Origin of the sequence: Clostridium saccharobutylicum DSM 13864, assembly GCF_000473995.1 — a bacterium.
GTDB lineage: Bacteria > Bacillota > Clostridia > Clostridiales > Clostridiaceae > Clostridium > Clostridium saccharobutylicum.
The window spans coordinates 4394090-4419450 of sequence record NC_022571.1 but is presented as its reverse complement, the minus strand read 5'-3'; the positions used below and the strand labels follow the sequence as shown (position 1 = coordinate 4419450).

The following is a 25361-nucleotide window of genomic DNA, read 5'->3' as shown; positions in this document are numbered from 1 at the left end:
CATATTATTTTGACATTAAACATTAAAGGAAGTATATTTTTATAGAATAGAAGAATTATAAGGATAGATATAATAATTAAAAATAAACTTTTATATTTAATTACATTAGTGTACAATTTAAAAAGTATATTGGAGAATGTATTAATCAGCTTATGAAGAGATATATAATTAAAATTAATTACGAAAAAAAGAACTGGTGTTCAAAAATGGAGGAGTTTTATGGAATTAAAAAATACTAATACTTATGATGTAACGGATTTGAGATCCCTTGAAAAATTAGAGCCTGTAAGAGTAAGACCAGGAATGTATATAGGATCTACAGGCAGCAAAGGCTTACATCATTGTATATGGGAAATAATTGATAACTCCATAGATGAAATATCTAACGGGTTTGGAAATAAAGTTATAGTAACATTGAATGAAGATAAAAGTGTAACAATACAAGATAATGGAAGAGGAATTCCAACTGGTATTCATCCTGTAAAGAAGATATCAGGAGTTGAAATGGTTTATACGGAATTACATACAGGTGGTAAATTTGATAATAAAAATTATAAGACATCAGGTGGTTTGCATGGTGTTGGTGCTGCTGTTGTAAATGCTTTATCAAAGTGGGTTGAAGTTGAAGTTTATCAAAATGGTAATATATATAGACAAAGATTTGAATATGCATATGATAAAGAATTAAAAAGAGATATGCCTGGTACAGCAGTTACATCATTAGAGATAATAGGTAAAACAAATAAGACAGGTACAAAAGTCACTTTTAAACCAGATAGTGAAATATTTTCTACAACTGATTTTAAGTTTGATATAATAGATGGAAGGTTACAAGAATTAGCATTCCAAAATAAAGGAATAACATTAGAATTAATTGACACAAGAAAAGGACAAGAAATAACTAAACAATATTATTCAGAAAATGGTCTTTTAGACTTTATAAATTATTTGAATGAAAGCAAAACAGTTATACATGAAACACCTATAATTTTTGATGGTGAAAGGACTGTTGGAAATCTTCAAATGTATGGAGAAATCTGTATGCAATTTACAGATTCAACCACTGAATACATTGCAAGTTATGTAAATAACATACCAACTACAGAAGCTGGTACTCATGAAACTGGGTTTAAAACAGGGATGACAAGGGCATTTAAAGAATGGTCTAAAAAGCTTGGATTGGTTAAAGAAAAAGATAAAGAATTTGAAGGTGATGATCTAAGAGAAGGTATGACGGCTATTGTTCGAATTAAGATCACAAATCCTGTTTTTGAAGGTCAAACTAAAACTAAACTTGGAAATCCAGAAGCATATACTATGATGAATGATTTGGTTTATACTAAATTTTCAGAATGGATTGAAGATAATAAAACTTTGGCAACTACAATAATAAACAATGCATTAGAAGCCGCTAAGAGAAGAGATAAAATAAAAAAGATAAATGATGCTGAAAAGAAAAAGGTTGGTAAAGGAACTGCACCGCTTGCTGGAAAGGTAGCAGTTTGCACTTTAAAAGACAAATCAGTAAATGAATTTATAGTAGTGGAAGGAGATTCTGCTGGAGGTTCAGCTAAACAAGCTAGAGATAGAAGATTTCAGACTATAATGCCTTCAAAGGGTAAAATAATGAATACAGAAAAGCAAAAGCTTGAAAATGTATTAGCTTCAGAAGAGTTAAAAATATTTAATACCGCTGTTGGAACTGGAACTTTGGATAATTACAAAGAAGAAGAATTAAAATATGACAAAATAATAATAATGAGCGATGCTGATGTAGATGGATATCACATTAGAACTTTATGGATGACATATATTTATAGATATATGAGACCATTAATTGCAAATGGTCATCTTTATTTAGCGCAACCGCCTTTATATAAGGTTTATAAGGAAACTAAAGGTAAGAGCGTAGTAAAATATGCATATAGTGATGAAGATTTAGATAAAGCTAAAAAACAAGTTGGTAAAGGGGCATTAATTCAAAGATACAAAGGACTTGGAGAAATGAACCCAGATCAATTATGGGAAACTACACTAAATCCAGAAAGCAGAACACTTCTTAGAGTTACTATAGAAGATGCGGCTAAAGCTGAAAAGATGGTTTCATTACTTATGGGAGATGTAGTAGAACCAAGAAAGAACTATATGTATAAATATGGAGAATTTTAATTAAGGATGAAAAATTAAGAATTAAGGGTACTATGCATCTAATAAATTTAAATTTTGTAGAGTAAAATATACTTAAATCATTTAGAATTACTTGCTAATCATTCATCAATTTTGATTTACAAAATTCTTGATTTATGAAATAAGGCACATGAAAGAAAATAACAAGTCTAGAATGTCATGATTATTTTTTTGAATGTGCCTAAAAAAGGAGAAGATTATGGCAAAAAAAAATGATAATATTATACCTAAGGATAATAATATAATTGGCATTCCTTTAGAAGAAGCAATGCCAGAAAATTATTTACCATATGCTATTGAGGTTGCAAAGGAAAGAGCACTTCCTGATGTTAGAGATGGATTGAAACCTGTACATAGAAGAATTTTATATGGAGCATATATGCTTAAGGCATTTCCAGATAGACCATACTATAAATCTGCCAGAATAGTTGGAGATATTTTAGGTAAATATCACCCTCATGGAGATTCATCAGTATATGAATCTATGGTAATTTTAGCTCAAGAATTTTCAACTAGAGCACCACTTATAGAAGGACATGGTAACTGGGGATCAATCGATGGTGATAGTGCTGCTGCAATGAGATATACAGAAGCCAGACTTGCGCCTATTGCAATGGAAATGCTAAGAGATATTGAAAAAGACACTGTCAATATGATTCCTAACTATTCTGATAGTGAGATGGAGCCTAGAGTTCTACCAAGCAGATATCCAAATCTTTTAGTAAATGGTACTTTTGGAATAGCTGTTGGGCTTGCAACTAATATACCACCACATAATTTAAATGAAGTAACTGATGGTGTGTTGGCTTATATAGACAACAACCAAATAACAACTTCAGAACTTATGAGTCATATAAAAGGACCGGATTTACCTACAGGTGGTATTCTTATTGGACAAAACTCTTTGTTGTCAGCTTATGAAACAGGAGAAGGAAAAGTTGCATGCAGAGCTAAAACTTCTATAGAAAAGTTGGAAAATGGAAGGTTTGGTATAGTAATATCCGAATTCCCTTATAGAAGAAATAAATCAAAAATTCTTCAAACCATATCTGAAATGACAGGAGATAAAAAGCATTCAAAAGCTTTAGAATCAATAACAGACATTAGAGATGAATCTGACAGAAACGGAATAAGAGCTGTTATAGAATTTAAAAAAGCAGCTGATGAAGATACTGTAGAAAAAGTTTTAAAATACTTGTTCAAGAAAACTGATTTACAATGCAATATAAGCTTTAATATGGTAGCGCTTGCAAATGGCAAGCCAGAGACTATGAGTTTAAAAGCTATTATAAAATATTATGTTGAGCATCAAAAAGAAGTAGTAACTAGAAGAACAAGAAGAGAGTTAGATGTAGCCCAAAAGAGATATCATATTGTTGAAGGGTTCATTAAGGCTATAAATGTATTGGATGAAGTTATAGCAACGATTAGAAGTTCAAAATCGAAAAAGGATGCTTCAGATAATTTAATTAGCAAATTTGGATTCACTGAACCTCAAGCTCAAGCTATTCTAGAATTAATGTTATATAGATTAACAGGCCTTGAAATTAAAGTTTTTGAAAAAGAATATGCAGAGCTAGCTAAATTGATTAAAAAGTTAGAAAAGATATTAGCACATGAAAATGAACTTTTAAAAGTAATTAAAGATGAATTAAAAGAAATTGCAAAAAAATATGGTAATGAAAGAAGAACTGCAATAATTGCGGATGATACGAAGAGCAAAATTGATGTTGAAGAATTAATTGTAGTTGAAGAAATTATTGTTACAATATCTAAAGAAGGATTTATTAAGAGATTGCCTCTTAAAAATTATAATAGATCAAATTCAAATACGGATGATATTGAATATAGAGAAGGTGATTCATTACAATATATAATCAAATCTAATACTAAAGATAATTTGTTAATATTCACTGATAAGGGATTTATGTATCAAACTAAAGGCATAAATATTCCAGAATTAAAATGGAAAGAAAAAGGTGAAAGATTAGATGAGATTATTAAGACACTAGATCTTGAGAAAGAAAGAGTTATTGGAGTTATATCAATAGATAATTTAAATCCAAGTAAGGTCTTTAGATTTATAACTAAAAGTGGAGGAATAAAGAAAAGCTCGTTAGATAAATTCCAAACTTCATATACTAAGCTTCAGGCTTTAAAACTGAGAGATGGAGATGAGCTTATTGATATATCAATTAAGGATATTGAAGATGAAGAAGGATTTTTAAGGGTTAAAAGTAAATTAGGATTAGAGTTTACTCTTGAAGTACCTAAACTTGAAAATGCAACTAGAAATATATTGCCAGTTCAATTGTTTAATCTTTCTCCCAATGATGAAGTTATTGAAGTTCAGGATACAAATGAGCTTGAATATTTTGAACTGACAATTGGGATTACTGATAAATGTAAGTTAAAAGCTTATGAAAGATTTAAAGAAGATCCTTTAAAAGTAAGAACAGATTCGTTAAAAGAATTATTGTTATTTAGTAATAAAGGAAATGTATATAAAGTTCCAGTATTTTTAATGAAGAACATTATAGCAGGGGAAATACCATTAGAATTCTTTTTGGGAAAATTAGAAAAGAATGAAAAAATAATAAGTTTATTTTCAACAAATTCTTATGAAGAAGAATTAGGGATATATGTTTTCACTAAAAAAGGAATGGTTAAGAAAACTTTATTAAAAGACTTTGAGGGAGATTGTTTTAGACAAGGATTTTATAAGTTTAAATTTGAAGACGATGAAATTGTTTCAGTTGATATAAATAGATTAAAGTTAGGATATTTAGTTATGATAACTAAAAAGGGAATGGGGATAAGATTCCCAGTTGAAAATGTTAATGCTATGGGAAAAATGGCTTCAGGAGTTACAGGAATAAGCCTTAGAGATGAAGATGAAGTTATCTTTGGAAAATATAATAGTAATTATATTAGTGGAGAAGACAATCACATAAGTTTATCATCACAAAAAGTAGAAGTGATTTTGACATCTACAGAAAAAGAAAAATGTTTAGTTAAAATCAATGATATAAAATTGCAAAATAGAGCAGGTAGAGGTACTAATGTAATGATGCTTGTACTCGATGATGAAATTAAAGATGTGACTTTAAATTAAATTTTGTTATATAAAAAATAATAAATTATTTTTGTTTGAGTTATATTAAAGTAAACAGAAAGCTCGGTAGTACTTCTATATTGGTTAAGTTTACTCTAATGTATTATAAATTATACTAATAACATTTTATATAGTATTTATTTCTTTTATGTTTTTAGTTATAAAAATATAAACAGTAAAAAATATGGAAGATATTAAATAAATGAGTTATAATAAAACTATAAATATAATTATAAGATCGTAGAATGAGGATGTTCTAAAAGTACAATTTTAGAATATCCTCATTGTTTAAATTAAGGAGGATTTGTTATGAAGAAGGTATGTGTGTTATTAGCAGAAGGATTTGAGGAAGTTGAAGCTCTAACTATATCAGATATAATAAGAAGGGCTGATGTTACTTGTGATTTAGTCTCAATTGGTGGAAAGACAGTTAAATCGAGCCATGGAGTTGTAGTTGAAGCTGATAAGATTTTTGATGAGGATATGAAATATGACTTGGTTGCACTTCCAGGGGGAATGCCAGGAGCAACAAATTTAAGAGATGATGACAGAGTAATAAGATTTCTGAAGAAACAAAATAAAGAGGGAAAATTAATAGGAGCAATATGTGCAGCACCGATAGTACTTGGAAGAGCAGGACTTACTGAAGGTAGAAATATAACTTCTTATCCAGGATATGAAGATGAATTACCTAATTGTGAATATTTAGAAGAAGCTGTAGTTGTTGATGGTAATATAATAACTAGTAGAGGACCAGCAACAGCAATGGCATTTTCTTATAAGTTATTAGAAAAATTAGGATATGTTCATGAAGTAGAAGGAATTGCATCTGGAATGCTATATAATATGTATATGCGTTAATGCACGATTGAATTATAGAATATACATGTTGTAAGTTAAAATGATTTTTAGAGTTAAAATAATTCACCTCCGAAATTTAATATTTCGGAGGTGTTATTATGGTGTGCTGCGAGAGGAGAAAAGATGGCAGAAAGATGGTTTATTAAGAATAAAAAAGCAGACTACAAATATATGGCTGCTAAATATGGTATTACCGAACTTATGAGCAAGTTAATTGTAAATAGAGATATTGTTGATGATGAAATGATAAAAAGTTACATAAATCCATCAATTGATAAACTTCGTAATCCAAGAGAAATGAAGGATATAGAAAAAGCAGTAGAGATACTAAGAAATAAAATAGACTCAAATAAAAAGATTAGAATCGTTGGCGATTATGACGTGGATGGAGTTATGAGTGTTTATATTTTATATACAGCATTAAAAAGATGCAACGCAAATGTAGATTATGAAATACCAGATAGAATTAAAGATGGGTACGGAATAAATAAAAATATAATAACCGAAGCAAAAAAAGACGGAGTAGATACTATATTGACTTGTGATAATGGTATATCAGCTATAGAACCTATAAAATATGCTAAGGAATTAGGCATGACTGTAATAGTTACAGATCATCATGATATACCATTTATTGAGAAAAATGAAAATAGGATATTTATAAAATCTGAGGCAGATGCAATAATAAATCCAAAGCAAAATGAATGTAAGTATAAATTCAAGCAATTGTGCGGAGCGGGAGTAGCGTTTAAGCTTGTAGAAGTACTTTACGATGAGCTTAGCATAGATAAAAAAGAATGTTATGATCTTATAGAATTTCTAGCAATTGCAACTGTATGTGATGTCGTAGATTTAATAGATGAAAACAGAATTTTTGTTAAAAAAGGATTAGAAAAAATAAATAATACTACTAATTTAGGTTTACAAGAATTGATAATAGAGTGTGAGATGCAAGAAAAAAAGTTATCAGTTTATCATTTGGGGTTTATAATAGGACCGTGTATAAATGCATCAGGAAGGCTTGATAGTGCAAAAAAAGGATTGAAATTATTATTAGCAAATGAAGAGTCAGAAGCAACTGCATTGGCAAAAGAATTAGTTAAGCTTAATGAGGAAAGAAAAGATATGACAATGAAGGGCGTTGAAGATGCAGTAGAAATTGTTGAGAGTAATGGAATGATAAATGATAAGGTGTTTGTTATTTATATTCCTCATATCCATGAAAGTTTAGCTGGAATAATAGCAGGAAGAATAAGAGAAAAGTATAATGTACCTACTTTAATATTAACTAAATCTGAAAATGGTGCAAAAGGTTCTGGAAGGTCAATAGAAGAATGCAATATGTTTGAAGAACTTGTGAAATGCAAAGATTTATTGGATAACTTTGGGGGGCATCCAATGGCAGCAGGATTTTCACTTCAAGAAAAGAATATAGATGAGTTTAGAAGAAGATTAAATGAAAATACAATTTTAAAAGATGATGATTTATTAAGAAAAGTTACTATAGATTCTGTACTTCCACTAGATTCGATAGACTATGAATTGATAGAAGATTTAGAAAGGTTAGAGCCTTTTGGAAAAGCAAATTCTAAACCTTTATTTGGGGAAAAAAATATTAATGTAGTTAAAGCTTCTATACTAGGTAAAAATAGAAATGTATTGAAACTTAAATTAAAAACTACTTATGGTAAGATTATAGATGCTATTTATTTTAGTGATATTGAAGAATTTGAAGAAATAATTACTGAAAAATATGGAAGAGAAGAATTGCAAAAACTTTATGATGGAGTATATAATGACGTTAAATTAGATATAGTATTTTATCCGAGTATAAATGAATATAATGGTAATATTAGTATTCAGATTGTAATTCAGAATTATAGATAATAATTAATGATGAATGATTGATGGAATATTGATAAATTTATATCAATGTCTAAAATATAAAAAAGCTTGATTTTTTAAATTTAGCAATATTAATACTTATGATAGTATTAAATAGTGAAAGATTGATAATAAATGATTAAGGAATTTTATACTTGATTAGCAGAATTTTCGTTATGAGATTCAACTTCAATCATTAATTATTCATTATTCATCACTAGTTAAAAGTGGTGCAACCACTTTTGTTCTTCTTTAGGAAATTATAATTCAGTCAAATCTGCGGATAACTTTTAGAAGTAGAACAAACTCACAGTCTGCGAAGCAGATTATTTTATTAGCGATTATTTGTTATTTTTAAGTGGAGAAAGGATGATAAAGTTTGTATAAATATAAAATAATAATGACTGGTGGAGGTACAGCAGGTCATGTAACACCTAATCTAGCATTAATACCTAAGCTTAAAGAATGTGGATTTGAAATAAAGTATATAGGTAGTAATGAGGGGATTGAAAAAGAAATAATAACTCAAAATAGAATTCCTTTTTATGGAATATCATCAGGAAAATTAAGAAGATACTTTGATGTGAAAAATTTCACAGATCCATTTAAAGTTATGAAAGGAATTATTCAAGCTACAAGAATAATATCAAAGGAAAAGCCAGATGTTATTTTTTCAAAGGGTGGATTTGTAGCAGTACCTGTTGTTATTGCAGCGTCTATTAAGAAAATACCAGTAGTAGCTCATGAATCAGACATGACTCCAGGGCTTGCAAATAAATTATCAGCTCCATTTTGTAATAAGCTATGTGTGACTTTTAGAGAAAGTTTAAATTATATAAAAGGTGATAAAGGAGTGCTTACAGGAAGTCCGATAAGGAGAGAAATCCTTACTGGAGATAAAGAGTTAGGAAAGAAAATATGTGGTTTTAAGGATAATAAGGAAATACTATTTATTATGGGAGGAAGTTTAGGCTCTCAGTTAATAAATGGAGAAATAAGAAAGAATTTAGAAAAACTTTTGAAAGAGTTTAATGTAATTCATATTTGTGGAAAAGGAAATTTAGATAAAAATATTATGAATAGACAAGGATATAAGCAATTTGAATATGTAAGTGAAGATTTGCGTCATCTCATGAAAGCAGCTGATTACATTGTTTCAAGGGCTGGAGCAAATTCGATTTTTGAATTTTTAGCTTTAAAAAAACCTACTTTATTGATACCACTTTCTAAAAAAGCAAGTAGAGGAGATCAAATTTTAAATGCTAAGTCTTTTCAAAAGGAAGGTTATTCATTGATGATGGAAGAAGAAAGTCTAAAAGATAATGCATTATATGAAAAAATTTTAGAATTAAAGGAAAGAAAATCCGAATTAATAAAAAATATGGAAAGTAGTAAATCGCAAAATGGAGTGGACTCTATAGTAGGAATACTGATGGATAGCATAAAAAAATAGTATATATAAATTACAAAATTATTTTTTTAATAAACCAAAAAATACAATCAAATCTTGCAAAAAAAATTATGTGAGATATAATAAAGGAGTAAGTTCATTTTAGATGATAGAGAAAGTTAATTATTTAACAAGAAGATGAGGTGCTGTTTAATGAAGAAAGTTTCAATCATTTATTGGAGTTGTGGGGGTAACATAGAATTTCTTGCAAACATAATGGCAGATGGTGCTAGAGAACAAGGTGCAGAAGTTAATGTTAAGCATGTTGCTGATGCAACTATAAATGATGTTCTAGATGCAGATGCTGTTGCTTTTGGAAGCCCAGCAGTTGATTCTACTAAAATAGAACAAGAGGAAATGAAACCATTTCTAGAACAATTAAAAAACTTATCTGATAAAAACAAAAATAAAGATTGCATTTTATTTGCAACCTATGGGTGGATTGAAAATACTTTTATGGAAATATGGAAGAATGAAATGACCTCTTATGGGTTTAATGTAATTGGAGATTTGGCAGTTAAAGAGTCACCAACTAAAAATCAAGTGGAATTTGTTAAAGAATTAGGTAAGCAGCTAGCTAAATAGAATATATGTACAAGTATGATATAGATTTAAGTACATATATGACTTAAATAAAATTAACTTGCTAAAAAATATGTTATTAGGTGGTCTTTAAAGACTTACTTATATAAAAAAATTTAAACTATTTAAAATTTAGGTTTTATTAATAGAAAGAGGGGTCAACGCGATGAGAAAAATGAAAACTATGGATGGTAATACTGCAGCAGCTCATATATCTTATGCATTTACTGAAGTTACTGCAATATATCCAATCACACCATCATCACCAATGGCAGAACATGTAGATGAATGGGTAGCACAAGGAAGAAAGAACATATTTGGACAACCTGTAAGAGTTATGGAAATGCAATCAGAAGCTGGAGCAGCTGGAGCAGTTCATGGTTCTTTGCAATCTGGAGCATTAACAACTACTTATACTGCTTCACAAGGTTTATTATTAATGATACCAAACATGTATAAGATTGCTGGTGAAATGTTACCAGGAGTTTTCCATGTATCAGCTAGAGCATTAGCTACATCTTCATTAAACATATTTGGAGATCACCAAGATGTTATGGCAGCAAGACAAACTGGTTTTGCAATGCTTGCAGAAGGATCAGTTCAAGAAGTTATGGATTTAGCAGCAGTAGCTCATTTAACTGCTATTAAGACTAGAATACCATTCTGTAATTTCTTTGATGGTTTCAGAACTTCTCATGAAATTCAAAAAATCGAAGTTTTAGAATATGATGAATTAGCTAAGTTACTTGATTGGGATGCAGTTAAATCATTTAGAGAAAGAGCATTAAACCCAAATCATCCTGTAACTAGAGGAACAGCTCAAAATGCAGATATCTATTTCCAAGAAAGAGAATCTGTTAATAAATTCTACGATGAATTACCAGAAACAGTTGAAAGCTATATGGCTGAAATCACTAAATTAACTGGTAGAGAATATCACTGTTTCGATTACTATGGTGCACCAGATGCAGATAGAGTAATCGTAGCTATGGGTTCTGCTACAGATGTATGTGAAGAAACTATAGATTACTTAAATGCAAACGGACAAAAAGTCGGTGTTGTTAAAGTAAGATTATTCAGACCATTCTCAAACGAAAAATTATTAGCAGCTATTCCAAAGACAGCTAAGAAAATTGCTGTTTTAGATAGAACTAAAGAACCAGGATCTGCTGGAGAACCATTATACCTAGATGTAAGAAATGCATTCTATGGACAAGCAAATGCACCATTAGTTATTGGTGGAAGATTTGGTTTAGGTTCAAAAGATCCAAATCCAGGACATATTGCTGCAGTTTATGCAAACTTAGCACAAGATGCTCCTAAGAATGGATTCACAATCGGAATCGTTGATGACGTTACAAACACTTCATTAGAAGTTACTGAAGATATAGATGCTACTCCAGAAGGAACTACAGCTTGTAAGTTCTGGGGATTAGGATCAGATGGTACTGTTGGAGCAAACAAGAGTGCAATCAAAATCATTGGAGACCATACAGACATGTATGCTCAAGGATACTTCTTCTATGATTCTAAGAAATCAGGCGGAATTACAGTATCTCACTTAAGATTTGGTAAGAAAGAAATTAAGTCACCATACTTAATAAACAAAGCAGATTTCGTTTCTTGTTCTAACCAATCTTACATCCACAAATACAACGTACTTGATGGATTAAAACCAAATTGTACTTTCTTATTAAATACTATCTGGACTCCAGAAGATTTAGAAGAAAAATTACCAGCTGACTATAAGAGATTTATAGCTAACAACAACATTAAGTTCTATACTTTAAATGCTGTAGCTATTGCTCAAGAAATTGGTCTTGGTGGAAGAATCAACATGATAATGCAATCAGCTTTCTTCAAGTTAGCTAACATTATTCCAGTTGAAGATGCTATTAAGTATCTAAAAGCTGCTGTTGTATCTTCTTATGGTAAGAAGGGTGAAAAAGTTGTCAACATGAACAATGCAGCTATAGATAAGGGCGTTGAATCAATTGTTGAAATTAAGATCCCAGAATCTTGGAAGACAGCTGTAGATGCAGAAGTAGCTGATACTAAGAAGAAGTCAGACTTCGTTAAGAATATAGTTATTCCAATGAACAGACAAGAAGGAGATGCACTTCCAGTTTCAACATTCGTAGGAATGGAAGATGGTACATTTGAAGCAGGTACTGCAGCATTCGAAAAGAGAGGAATCGCAGTAAATGTTCCTGAATGGGATTCAGAAAAATGTATTCAATGTAACCAATGTTCATTAGTATGTCCACATGCTTCTATAAGACCAATCTTATTAAATGAAGCTGAAAAGAATGCAGCTCCAGCTGACGCTAAGGTAGTTGCAGCTAAAGCATTAAAAACTGAAGAACCATTATTCTATGCAATGGGAGTAGCACCACTTGATTGTTCAGGTTGTGGAAACTGTGCTCAAATTTGTCCAGCACCAGGAAAAGCATTAGTTATGAAACCACAAGAATCTCAACATGATCAAATTGCAGTTTGGGATTACTTAATAGATGAAGTAACTACTAAGAAGAACCCAATGAATAAAAACACAGTTAAGGGTAGCCAATTTGAACAACCATTACTTGAGTTCTCAGGAGCTTGTGCAGGTTGTGGAGAAACTCCATACGCTAAGGTTATAACTCAATTATTTGGAGATAGAATGATGATTGCTAACGCAACAGGATGTTCATCAATCTGGGGTGGATCTGCACCTTCAACTCCATACACAACTAATAAGAACGGACATGGTCCAGCTTGGGCTAATTCATTATTCGAAGATAATGCTGAATATGGATTAGGTATGTTCTTAGGAGTTAAAGCTATAAGACAAAGAATTGCAGAAAGAGCTGAAGCTGCTATAGCTGCAAATGATCCAGCAAAGGCTGAATTACAAGATTGGGTAGACAATGTTAATGAAGGCGCTGGAACTAGAGAAAGAGCTGAAAAATTAGTTGCTGCTCTAGAAAAATCTAACACTGAAGCTGCTAAAGAAATCTTAGCAGAAAAAGATTACTTCGTTAAGAGATCTCAATGGATCTTCGGAGGAGACGGATGGGCTTACGATATCGGATACGGTGGAGTTGACCATGTATTAGCTTCAGGAGAAGATGTAAACATCTTTGTATTTGATACAGAAGTTTACTCAAACACAGGTGGTCAATCATCTAAATCTACTCCAACTGCTGCAATAGCTAAATTTGCTGCAAGTGGTAAGAAGACTAAGAAGAAAGACCTTGGAATGATGGCTATGACTTATGGTTATGTATATGTAGCTCAAATTAACATGGGAGCTGATAAGAACCAAGTTCTTAAAGCAATTGCAGAAGCAGAAGCATACAAAGGACCATCATTAATAATTGGTTATGCACCATGTATAAACCACGGATTAAGAATTGGTATGGGTAACAGCCAAGAAGAAGCTAAGAGAGCTACTGCATGTGGTTACTGGCAAATGTACAGATTCAACCCAGAATTAAAAGAAGCTGGAAAGAATCCATTTGTTTTAGATTCTAAGGAACCAACAGCAGACTTCAAGGAATTCTTAATGGGAGAAGTTAGATACTCTTCACTTGCTAAGGCATTCCCAGAACAAGCAGAAGCTTTATTTGAAAAGACTCATAAAGATGCTATGGACAGATTAGAAGGATACAAGAAATTAGCTAATCAACAATAGTATTAAATAATAGATGCCTTTATGGCAAAAAGAGCAATCAGAAATGATTGCTCTTTTCTATTCTTTACAAAATTATAATGCAGTCAAATCAGTAGATAACTTTTAGAAATAGACGAAACTCACAGTCTGCGAAGTGGATTTTTTAAATTTATAGGGAAATGTAAAAAATAATTTTAAAACCAAGTGACATCAGCAAGTTAAGCAGTATAGAATGGGGAAATGCGTTGCCAATAAATGTGTGTAGCACAGCTGCTTTTATTGTAGAAAAATATTTTTAATTTTGGGGTTTTAATTTTATGCATTTAAGGGTAAAATTAATTAAGGCACATTCAAAAAATAACAAGTCTATTTGCCAGCCTATTTTTCATCATGCTATGTCGGTAAATTGACCCAATAGACTGGCTATGATGGCAATTTGTCTCCTTGCCTGATGAAAAAATATCAATGACAAATGAGGCTGGTTATTTATTTTCGTGTGCCCGAGGAACCAAAAGGAGGTTTGAATATGGAAAAAGATTTAGAAAAAAGTGGTTGTGGATGTGGAGAAGGAAACTCTTGCGGATGTGGTGGAGATCACAAAGAAGATCATGAATGTGGATGCGGACATGATCATGGACATGATCATGATCACGAATGTGGTTGTGGATGCGGAGATGATGAAAGCTTCGTTATCGATTTAGAAGATGAAAATGGAAACGTAGTTACTTGTCCAATAATTGATGAATTTAAATATGAAAATAATGATTATTACTTAGCTCAAAATCCAGAAGAAGATTCAGTTTATCTTTTCAGACTTGATGGAGATGAACTTGTAGTTCCTGATGAAGAAGAATTTGATAAAGTATCAAATTACTATCAAAATGAATTAGTAGGCGAAGAATAATAAGAAATACTAGGTCTTAGCAATTTGCTGAGGCCTTTTATAATATTTACAAGCTAATACAATAATGATATATTTTAATTATATATAAATAGGCAAATGAAAGAAAATAACAAGTGTAAAATGCCTTGATTATTTTTTGAATGTGCCTAATACAATAAAAATAGAAAATTGGAGGGAATAAGCAATGCAATTATCTAAAAAAGCGGAGAATATTAATCCATCAATAACATTAGCAATTACAGCTAAGGCAAATGAGTTAAAGAGTCAAGGGGTTGACATAGTAAGTTTTGGCGCTGGGGAGCCAGATTTTAATACTCCTGAAAACATAATTCAAGCAGCAATAAAAGCAATGCATGATGGAAAAACTAAATATACTCCAGCAGGGGGATTACTAGAATTAAAGCAAACTATATGTACTAAATTTAAAAAGGATAATGATTTAGACTATAAACCAAGTCAAATAACAATATCTACAGGTGCTAAACAATGTTTAGCTAATACTTTTATGGCTATCTTAAATCCGGGAGATGAAGTACTAGTTTCAGTACCTTATTGGGTTAGTTATCCAGAGTTAATCAAATTAGCTGATGGAGTACCAGTCTTTGTAGAAACATCAAGAGAAAATAACTATAAGTATACAATAGCAGATTTGGAGAAGTCTGTTACAAATAAAACTAAAGCCATATTAATTAACAGTCCTAACAATCCAACAGGAACTATTTATCATGAAGAAGAATTAAAACAAATTGCAGATTTTGCAAAACAACATAATTTATTAATAGTATCTGATGAAATTTATGAAAAATTAATATATGATGGGGAAAAACATATTAGTATAGCATCTTTAAATCAAGATGCATATGAGAGAACAATAGTTATTAACGGTGTATCAAAAACATATGCCATGACTGGATGGAGATTGGGATATGTGGCTGCAAGTGAAAAAATAACTAAGCTTATGACTAGTATTCAAAGTCATATGACATCAAATGTAAACACTATAACACAATATGCTACTATAGAAGCGTTAAATGGGCCAGTAGAAGATTTACAAAATATGATTAATGAATTTGAAAACAGAAGAAACTTCATGGTAGAAGAATTGGGTAAATTAAATGAGGTTTCAATAATAAAACCAAATGGTGCATTTTATATGATGGTTAACATATCTGCTTATTTAAATATCGAATTTAACGGACAGAAAATTAATAATTCAGTAGATTTTGCAAAAGTTTTACTAGAAGAAGAAAAAGTTGCAGTAATACCTGGTGCTGGATTTGGTTCAGATGATTATATAAGATTATCTTATGCAACGTCTATGGATATAATAAAAAAAGGAATAGATAGAATAAGTTTATTCTTAAGTAAAATAAAATAATTTAAATTTCTGATTATAGATAAACAACTTGTGACTTAGAAATATGTGGTTACTAGTCGAAAGAAGTGGGACTATTTTACTCGGTTGCTAGATAATTTGGCTGTGGATTTCTAACAGCAGAAGTTGCCCCCATTCCAGCATGCTCTCAAGGCAAGCGCTTACTGAGAAAGTTCGAAGAACGAAATGTAAAATTTCGATTCTCACTTTTGTCACAAGCAAGAATGGAACAACTTCTACTTAAGAAATACAGACAGCTAAATTATCAACGCAACACTACGTAAAATAGTCCCCTTTCTTTATGGCATGAATATATTTTGAAGTTTAAATCTAGTTCGTAGTTTGTTTATCCATAGGCGTAAGGTTAACCCATTATAATACAGTCAACTGATAAAAATTAATACATTTCAATTATAAATGACTTTGTATTTTTTAATATTTAACATATATCATAGAAGTTATTGAATTAACCTTACGCATATGGATTGTTTTGTAGTATGTCGTAAATGTGACTAACTGAAATTTCATAATTGATAAGTCATTGTAAATTTATATTCGTATAGATTATGTATAGCTATAAAATTTTAAATATAAGAAAAAATATTTAATTACAAGGGCAAATTCTTTTATCATTAAAAGGTAAAAATTAATAGCTCTTATTATTTTGGGTCAATAAAAAATAAAATAATAGCTTATACTATAGATATAAAAATTTTTGGAGGTATTATTACATAAAAGAATGACCTCTATTTCTATTTTTGATATATATTCAAAATAGAGGCGTGATTTATAAAATGGATATCTATAGAAAAATAAAAATAAAAAGGATGGTATTCTGCTTTGAAGAAATTAGCAATATTTGATATAGATTATACTATTACTAAAAAAGAAACATTAATGGAATTGTTTAAATACATGATAAAAAATGATAGAAAAAACATACGTTTTTTACCAAGAGCTATATATTGTGGTATTATGTATGGATTGAAGATATATGATGAAAGGAAAGTTAAAGAAACGTTTTTGAAATTTATAGATAAAATTCATGAAAAAGATTTGGCTGATCTTGTAAGAAAGTTCTATGATGAAAAATTGCAAACAATATTATATGAAGATGCACTGAAAATGATGAAAAAATTAAAAAGCGAAGGGTATGATATATATTTGATTTCTGCTTCACCAGAGTTTTATATAAATGAATTTTATGCTATAAAAGAAGTGGATAAAATAATAGGTACTAGGTTTGACTTTACTGATGGAGTTTTCACAAGAAAAATGCAAGGTGAGAACTGTAAAGGAGAAGAAAAAGTAAGGAGATTAAAAGAATTTCTTAAGAGTGAAAACATAGAAGTGGATTTTAAAGAATCATATATGTTTTCAGATTCATTATCAGATAAACCATTATTAGATTTAGTTGGAAAACCATATTTGATAAATTATAAAAAAAATCATAATATAGAAATATTAAATTGGAAATAAATATTTAGGCATATAAAAAATAATAGATCAAGGATGAAGAATATATTATGCTTATAGTTTATCTATTAGCTTAATATGGTGCAAAATAGATTAATGTCACTTGTCTATTATTTTTTTGATAGTAATTTAGAAAAGGTGTGAATATTGAATGGAAGATAAAATAATTTATGAAGTTTTAAGAGTCATTGATGGTAAACCCATTTTTTTAGAAAATCATTTAGAGAGGATGAAAAACTCGTTTAAACTAATTAATAAAGAATTTACATTAAAGTATGATGAAATAAGTGCGAAAATAAATAGGTTAATACAATCAGAAAATAAAACAGAAGGAAATATAAAACTAACTTATGGAATAAATGAAAAAGTATTAAGGGTATTTTTTATACAACATTCGTATCCATCAGAAGATCTTTATGAGCATGGAGTTGAAACCATACTATACTTTGGGGAGAGAGAAAATCCTAATGCAAAGATAGTTAATGATAATTTCAGGGAAAAGGTTAGCAAGGAAATAACAGCTAGTAATGCATTTGAAGCTATATTAGTTGATAGAAATGGATATATAACAGAAGGAAGCAAATCTAATATATTCATGGTTAAAGATGGAGAATTGTTAACATCACCAACAAAGGCGGTCTTACCAGGTGTTACAAGAGGTGAAATTATAAAGATTGCAGAGAAACTTGGGATTAGAGTGAAAGAAGTTGAATATAGATATGATGAAATAAATAAGCTTGATGGAATGTTTATTTCAGGCACATCACCAAAGGTATTACCAATAAATAAGGTTGATAATGTAGAATTAAATCAAAAGAATGATATTATAATAAATTTTATGAAGGAATATGATAATGAGATTAAAAAATACATAAAATGTCATTGATTAAAAAGAAGTGTATATATTTATTGTCAAATTATAAATATTAATAAAATAATGAATATAAAATTCAGTTATGCTGTGGTATACTTAAAATAGAACATATTTTATGGGGGATAGTGTTATGGCATTAATATTTTCTTCAGCATCATTGGATCAATGTCTTCAAAAAGCATCAAATCAACTATCTATTTCTAAGGAATCTATAAAATATATAATAAAAAAAGAAGAGAAGAGATTTTTTAAAAGAAAAATAGAAATAGAAGTATTACTTGATGAGACAGAGAATGATATAAATATAGATAAAAATGAAATTATCGAATTAAGTAAACAAGGAACAGATGAAGAAGCGTTCGGTGCTAGAGTAGAAGATGGGAAAATAATAATAAAGGATTTTGAAAAAAGCAATGACATAATTACAATAAAGTCATGTGAAGGAGTAGATTTGTTTATTAACGACCAAAAATGTGGTAATATTACTCCGGTAACAGTTAATGATAAAATAGAGTATAAATTTGAAGAAGTAGATGCAATTAGAAATGCGAATATATATATTACTAAAGATAATATGGAAGCATATATAACTATAAAATCTATTCCAAAATATGAATATCGATTAATTGATCAAGGATATTGCAAGAATTTAACTCTTATAAAAGAAGTGACTAACGAAATTCATGTACCTCAATATAGCGTAAGTGAATTAAAAGAAATATTAAGCGCTAAGGGAATTAAATATGGAATTATAGAGGAAGAATTAAGGAAAGTATGCAATGAAAATGAGGTTAATAATGTTTTAGTAGCAAAGGGCTTACCTGTGCAAAATGATATATCTGAAGAGATAAGAGTACTTTTTAAAGAATCAGATGAATTAGTGAAATATAATGATCTAGAGGAAAAAATAGACTATAGAAACAGATATTTAATAGCACATGCAAAAGCAGGAGATATTATAGGTGAAAAAATTCCAGGTAAAATAGGTAAAGATGGAACAGATATATTTGGAAGTCCTATTAAAAAAGAATTGGCTAGTAAATTAACATTTAAAATTGGTTCAGGATGCAAACTTGAAGATGATAAAATAATTGCTACTATAGAAGGAAAGCCATGCTTTAGAGCTGGTATTTTTAGCGTAAATAAGCTATATAAAGTAGATGATGTTAATTTACAAACAGGAAATATAAATTTTGTGGGAAATATAGAAGTTGGCGGAAATGTATGTGAGAGCATGGAAGTTATATCAGGTAATGAAGTTTTTGTGGTGAAAAATGTAGATACGGCTAAAATTAAAGCAGCAGGCCAGATAGTGATTGGTGGAAATGTAATTAAGTCAACTATTATTACTGGATGCGAAAATATAGAAAGAAAAAAATATTTAGATAATTTATTAAAGTATAAAAAAAATATAATTGATCTGATTTTTTTCGGAAAACAGATAAAAGCATCTAATTTATTAGATAAAAAATCTGATGGAGAAATTATTAAAATTTTAATAGAAAATAAATTTAAAGCTTTATCAAAATTATCTAAGGAAATTTTTAATTATAATTTATCTGAAGGATTTCATGAATTTGATATGACAGCATTTATAATAAATAAATTAATTGGAATGGGACCGTTAAAAATAAAGGGATTTGTAGAATTAGAAGATTTTGAGGAAACTTTAGAACATGAGATTGAAACAATGGAACTTTTAGAAGTAATACCAGCAGATATTTATGTTCAATATGTACAAGGCTCTACCATAGAATCATCTGGAAGTGTTTATGTACAAGGGAAAGGTCAATATAATTCTAATATAAAATCATTAAATAATATAGAATTTACTAATGAAAATGCTGTTTGTAGAGGCGGTGTATTAACTGCGGGCTCTGAAATAAAAATAAAAACAGTAGGAAGCGAAGCTGGAATAATTACAGTTTTAAAAGTACCAGCAAAAGGACGTATAACAGCTGATGTAGCTTATAATAATACAGTTTTTTGTTTTGGGGAAAAGAAAATTGTTTTAGATGTTTCATCTAAAAATATAGAGGCTTATGTCGATGAATTTGATGAAATAACAATTGATAAATTTATTTTGTAGGAGGGTAAATAGTATGGCAAGTAATGACGTTAAGATGCTGATATTTGGATTGAATGGAGAACATTATGCAACAGATATAAAGGAAGTTGAAAGGATTTTAGGTTATCAAGAACCAACGATTCTTCCAGAATCACCTGTATTTGTAAAGGGAGTAATAAATTACGAGCAGAGTATACTACCAATAATAAGCTTATCAAGAAAATTTAAATTAGGTGAAGATAAGGAGGATGAAAATAGAAAAATTATAGTTATAAAGAGAGAAGAAAAGAAATTTGGTATTATTGTTGAAAATGTGTATGAAGTTAGAGATGTTAATAGTGATTCGATAGAAGTTACACCATCAATAACAAGTACAATAGAAAGAGAATATATTAATGGATTAATAAAATTAGAAGATAATATAGTTATATCATTAGATTTAGAAAAGATTTTATCTTCAGAGGATGAAGATAAAATCTTTTAGGGGGTAAAGGATGGTAGGTACAGAAATAAAAGTTGGAATAGCTGATTTGAATTTAGTGCTAGATCCAGGAACTATAATGACAATAGGTCTTGGTTCCTGTATAGGAATAGGATTATATGATAAAACCACTAAAGTAGCAGGACTAGCACATATAATGCTTCCTGATAGTACTCAATTTAAAGCCGCTACAAACCCTATGAAATTTGCAGATTTAGCAATTCCTATCTTGATCGAAAAAATGAGTAAGAAAGGATGTAATAAAAGAAATATAATAGCTAAAATTGCAGGTGGAGCATCAATGTTTAATTTTTCTGATAAGAGCATTATAAGTGATATTGGAAAAAGAAATAGTGAAGCAGTAAAGAAAGCGTTGAAAAATGAAGACATTCCAATAATAGCTGAAGAAACAGGTGGCAATAAAGGAAGAACTATGATTCTTAATGCTAGTGATGGAAAAGTAATTCTTAAAGTTGTAGGACAGGGAATTATTGAATTATAAAAGGGGTGATATGGATGGATAAAATTAAAATTATAGTGGTTGACGATTCGGCCTTTATGAGAAAAGCTATTTCGGATATGATTGAATCTGAAGAAGGTTTTGAAGTTGTAGCTAAATTTAGAGATGGACGAGAATTGATTGAGAAAGTAGATAAATATGATCCAGACCTTATCACATTAGATGTACAGATGAAGGATTTGGATGGGCTTTCAACACTTAAACAATTGAAAAGATTAGGTAAAAGTTATCCTGTAATTATGCTTAGTAGTGCAACAACTGAGGGGTCAGAGATTACGTTAGAGTGTTTGGATAACGGAGCTATTTCTTTTGTAACTAAGCCATCAGGAAGTATTTCATTAGATATAATAAAAGTCCAAAAAAATTTGATAGAACAAATAAAAAGTATAACAAATAGTGCGAAAATTAAACTAGCTACTAGTAAAACAAGGAATAATATGATATATGAAACTAGTTATAAAAATATAGACAAAGAGATTTATATAAGAAAAGAAGTTTCTATAGATATACCTAAGAATAAAAAGATAGATTCAGTTGTTATTGGAGCATCAACAGGAGGTCCTAAAGCACTTCAAGAAGTTTTGACTAAATTACCTGCAAATTTAGGGGTTCCGGTTTTTGTTGTGCAACATATGCCAGAGGGATTTACAAAAGTGTTTTCAGAAAGATTAAATAAGTCTTGTAATATGAGAGTAGTTGAAGCTGATGAGGGAATGAAAATATGTAAAGATACAATATATATTGCAAAAGGTGGAAGGCATATGATTGTTGGAACTAATAATTTAATTCATTTAAATCAAGAGCCAGCTATATGGGGAGTAAGACCAGCAGTAGATAAATTATTCAATTCAGCTACAACAGTTTATGGCGGAAATCTGCTATCTGTAATCCTAACAGGCATGGGAAAAGATGGTGCAGATGGTACTAAGAACATAAAAGATAATGGCGGGATAACAATTTCAGAAGATAAATCTACATGTACAATTTATGGCATGCCAAAAGCCGCATTCGAAACAGGAAAAGTAGATTTTGTAGTTCCGCTTGATCAAATAGCTAATAAAATAATACAGATAACAAAAGGGGTATAAGGAGGAAATATGGAGTTTAATGAATTTCATAAATGGGTACATAGAGAGCTTGGAATAAATTTATCAGCATATAAGCCTGAACAATTAAATAGGCGAATAAATAGCTTAATGACAAGAGTTGGAATAAAATCATTAGATGAATATACAAGGGTAATAAAGGCAGACTCAGAACAAAGACAAAAGTTTTTGGATTTCATAACAATAAATGTTACTGAATTCTTTAGAAACCCTGAATTATTCGTTGAATTAGAAAAGCAAATTCTAAAAGAATTATTGCCAAGTAATTCAAATTTAAAAATTTGGAGTGCAGCATGTTCAATTGGATGTGAGCCATATACTTTGGGAATAATATTAAATAAAATAGCACCATTAGGAAGACATACTATAATTGCAACTGATATAGATAATACTATACTTTCGAAGGCTAAAATTGGAGAATACACAAAAAATGAAATAAAAGGCATGTCAACTTCAGATTTGGGTAAATATTTTAGCGTAAGAGACGATAAGTATTATATAGACTCAAAGATAAAAAGTATGATAACATTTAAAAAACATGATTTAATATTAGATTCATATGATAATGGTTTTGATCTAATTGTATGTAGAAATGTAGTTATATATTTTAATAACGACACAAAAAATGAAATTTATAAAAAATTTAGTAATTCATTAAAAAAAGGTGGGCTTTTATTTGTAGGAGCTACAGAGAGCATTTATAATTATAGAGACTATGGATTTGAAAAAGCATCAACCTTTATTTATAAAAAACTATAAAGGAGGAAGAAAGATGGATACATCTCAATATATGTCAATGTTTTTAGAAGAGTCATTAGAGAATTTACAAACATTAAATGAATCACTTCTAGAATTAGAACAAAATCCAGAGGATACAGATAAAGTGAATGAAATATTCAGAGTTGCTCATACAATCAAAGGAATGGCAGCAACTATGGGGTTTACAGATCTTGCTGAACTTACACATAAAATGGAGGACGTATTAGCTGAGTTTAGAGAAGGAGAGTTAAAAGTAACTCAAGATGTAGTAACAGTATTATTTGATTGTCTAGACACATTAGAAAAGATGGTTGATAATGTTCAAGAAGGTTCAGATGAAAAAGTTGATATAGAAGGAATAATGGCAGCGTTAGCAGATATTAAGAATAATGGAAATAAACAAGCTGACAACAATGTTTCCGAGTCTACAACAGAAACTTCAGAAAATAATGTTATAGCAAATAAAGATTTAAGTTTAGAGTTAAATGAATATGATATATCAGTAATCAAACAGGCAGCACAAAAAGGATTTAATTCAATTGAATTAAAAATAACTTTAAGTGAAAATACTTTACTTAAATCGGCAAGAGCATTTTTAATTGTTAAAGATTTGGAGGATAATGGAGAAATATTAAAGTCAGATCCATCAACTGAAGACATTGAAAATGAAGAATTTGAATTTGAACTAAAATTTGTTTTAGTAACAAAAAACACTGTTGATGAAATAATATCTATTGCAAATGGCATTTCAGAAGTTGCCAAAGTAGAAGCTACATTGATTGAATTAGAAAGTGTAGAATTATCAGAAAAAGAAGCAGAGACAAAAGTTGAAGCAAAAGTAGTTCAAAATGAGCCTAAAGCATCTAAAGTTGAAGCAAAAAAGGCTGATACAAATAAAAAGCCATCCCAAAAGAAAGAAATGAAGAAAGCACATCAATCTGTAAGAGTTGATTTAGAAAGAATAGATAATTTAATGAACATGGTTTCTGAGCTTGTTATTTATAGAACAAGACTTGAACAAATAGTTACAGCTCAAAAATCACAAGAGTTAAATGAAACACTAGAACAGGTTGGAAGAACAACATCAGATTTACAAGACTTGGTAATGAAAATCAGAATGTTACCATTGGATACTGTATTTAATAGATTCCCTAGAATGATTAGAGATGTATCAGTAGAATTAAATAAAGAAATTAACTTTATAATAGAAGGCGCTGATACAGAACTTGATAGAACAGTTATAGATGAAATTGGTGAACCATTAATTCACTTATTAAGAAATGCAGCTGACCATGGAGTTGAATCTAAAGAAGAAAGAATTGCAGCTGGTAAATCACCTGTTGGTACAGTTAAATTAGTTGCATATCAAGAAGGTACTAAGGCGCTAATTAAGGTAATCGATGATGGTGCTGGAATAAATGTTGAAAGAGTAAAAGCAAAGGCTGAAGAAAGAGGAATAAATACAGAAGGTCTTTCTGATAGTGATATTAAGAATTTAATATTTGCACAAGGATTTAGTACTAATGAAGTAGTAACAGATATTTCAGGTAGAGGAGTTGGAATGGATGTTGTTAAGACAAAAATTGCAGCTTTAGGTGGTACTGTAGATTTAATCAGTGAAGAAGGTAAGGGATCAACATTTGTTATTAAACTTCCACTTACACTACAAATAATACAAGCATTACTTGTAAGAGTTGGTGAAGAAACACTTGCTATATCATTAGGCTTTATAGATAGAGTTATTGATTATAAAGAAGAACAGATAAAGAGAAGTAATGGAAAAGAAGTAATTATTTACAGAGATGATGTAATTCCATTAGTAAGATTAAATGAAACTTTAGATATAGAGGCTAGTAAAACAGATAAAAAATTTGTTATAATAGTTAACGTAGGAGATAAGACTATAGGATTATTAGTGGATTCATTACTTGGACAACAAGAAATTGTAATTAAGCCTTTAGGAAAAACATTAAAGAATTTAGATCAATATATTGGTGCAACAATACTTGGAAATGGTCTAGTAACATTAATATTAGATGTAGGAGCATTATTATAACTACGAAC

Annotated in this window: 17 protein-coding genes; all 17 read left to right on the top strand. The window is 29.8% G+C overall.

Features of this window, described 5'->3' with window-relative positions; all coding sequences use genetic code 11:
- Positions 1-219 precede the first annotated feature (219 nt).
- The 17 genes from CLSA_RS19215 to CLSA_RS19135 all read left to right on the top strand — a co-directional run bounded on the left by CLSA_RS19215 (position 220) and on the right by CLSA_RS19135 (position 25353).
- Entirely contained in the window at positions 220-2169 is a 1950-nt protein-coding gene (locus tag CLSA_RS19215) for a DNA gyrase/topoisomerase IV subunit B (RefSeq protein ID WP_022749382.1), read from the top strand.
- Between the two features lie 217 nt (positions 2170-2386).
- Positions 2387-5302, top strand: a complete 2916-nt coding sequence (locus tag CLSA_RS19210) for a DNA topoisomerase IV subunit A (protein ID WP_022749377.1) — start codon at positions 2387-2389, stop codon at positions 5300-5302.
- Between the two features lie 309 nt (positions 5303-5611).
- On the top strand, positions 5612-6163 hold the full coding sequence (locus CLSA_RS19205) for a DJ-1 family glyoxalase III (protein ID WP_022749373.1): 552 nt from the start codon (positions 5612-5614) through the stop codon (positions 6161-6163).
- A 123-nt stretch (positions 6164-6286) separates the two neighbouring features.
- The gene (gene recJ / locus CLSA_RS19200; RefSeq protein WP_022749369.1) at positions 6287-8050 is read left to right on the top strand and encodes a single-stranded-DNA-specific exonuclease RecJ; all 1764 of its coding nucleotides are present in this window, start codon (positions 6287-6289) and stop codon (positions 8048-8050) included.
- 376 nt (positions 8051-8426) lie between these two features.
- Positions 8427-9500, top strand: coding sequence for an undecaprenyldiphospho-muramoylpentapeptide beta-N-acetylglucosaminyltransferase (locus CLSA_RS19195; RefSeq protein WP_022749365.1), 1074 nt, complete (start codon positions 8427-8429; stop codon positions 9498-9500).
- A gap of 150 nt (positions 9501-9650) precedes the next feature.
- Positions 9651-10082 carry a flavodoxin domain-containing protein gene (locus tag CLSA_RS19190; RefSeq protein ID WP_022749361.1) on the top strand — a complete coding sequence of 144 codons (432 nt, stop codon included), beginning with the start codon at positions 9651-9653 and terminating at the stop codon, positions 10080-10082.
- A gap of 163 nt (positions 10083-10245) precedes the next feature.
- Positions 10246-13755, top strand: coding sequence for a pyruvate:ferredoxin (flavodoxin) oxidoreductase (gene nifJ, locus CLSA_RS19185; RefSeq protein WP_022749357.1), 3510 nt, complete (start codon positions 10246-10248; stop codon positions 13753-13755).
- A 505-nt stretch (positions 13756-14260) separates the two neighbouring features.
- Positions 14261-14638 carry a DUF1292 domain-containing protein gene (locus tag CLSA_RS19180; RefSeq protein ID WP_022749353.1) on the top strand — a complete coding sequence of 126 codons (378 nt, stop codon included), beginning with the start codon at positions 14261-14263 and terminating at the stop codon, positions 14636-14638.
- Between the two features lie 184 nt (positions 14639-14822).
- The gene (locus tag CLSA_RS19175) at positions 14823-16016 is read left to right on the top strand and encodes a pyridoxal phosphate-dependent aminotransferase (protein ID WP_022749349.1); all 1194 of its coding nucleotides are present in this window, start codon (positions 14823-14825) and stop codon (positions 16014-16016) included.
- An 837-nt stretch (positions 16017-16853) separates the two neighbouring features.
- Positions 16854-17492: an HAD-IB family hydrolase gene (locus CLSA_RS19170; RefSeq protein WP_022749345.1), complete on the top strand. Its 639-nt coding sequence runs from the start codon at positions 16854-16856 to the stop codon at positions 17490-17492.
- A 148-nt stretch (positions 17493-17640) separates the two neighbouring features.
- Positions 17641-18375, top strand: a complete 735-nt coding sequence (locus CLSA_RS19165) for an aminotransferase class IV (RefSeq protein WP_022749342.1) — start codon at positions 17641-17643, stop codon at positions 18373-18375.
- A 118-nt stretch (positions 18376-18493) separates the two neighbouring features.
- Positions 18494-20452, top strand: coding sequence for a DUF342 domain-containing protein (locus CLSA_RS19160; protein WP_022749340.1), 1959 nt, complete (start codon positions 18494-18496; stop codon positions 20450-20452).
- Between the two features lie 13 nt (positions 20453-20465).
- Entirely contained in the window at positions 20466-20915 is a 450-nt protein-coding gene (locus tag CLSA_RS19155; RefSeq protein WP_022749338.1) for a chemotaxis protein CheW, read from the top strand.
- 10 nt (positions 20916-20925) lie between these two features.
- Positions 20926-21414, top strand: coding sequence for a chemoreceptor glutamine deamidase CheD (locus CLSA_RS19150; protein ID WP_022749337.1), 489 nt, complete (start codon positions 20926-20928; stop codon positions 21412-21414).
- Positions 21415-21428: 14 nt separating this feature from the next.
- Positions 21429-22520 carry a protein-glutamate methylesterase/protein-glutamine glutaminase gene (locus tag CLSA_RS19145; protein WP_022749335.1) on the top strand — a complete coding sequence of 364 codons (1092 nt, stop codon included), beginning with the start codon at positions 21429-21431 and terminating at the stop codon, positions 22518-22520.
- A 9-nt stretch (positions 22521-22529) separates the two neighbouring features.
- The gene (locus CLSA_RS19140; protein WP_022749333.1) at positions 22530-23297 is read left to right on the top strand and encodes a CheR family methyltransferase; all 768 of its coding nucleotides are present in this window, start codon (positions 22530-22532) and stop codon (positions 23295-23297) included.
- 13 nt (positions 23298-23310) lie between these two features.
- The gene (locus CLSA_RS19135; RefSeq protein ID WP_022749331.1) at positions 23311-25353 is read left to right on the top strand and encodes a chemotaxis protein CheA; all 2043 of its coding nucleotides are present in this window, start codon (positions 23311-23313) and stop codon (positions 25351-25353) included.
- Positions 25354-25361 lie beyond the last annotated feature (8 nt).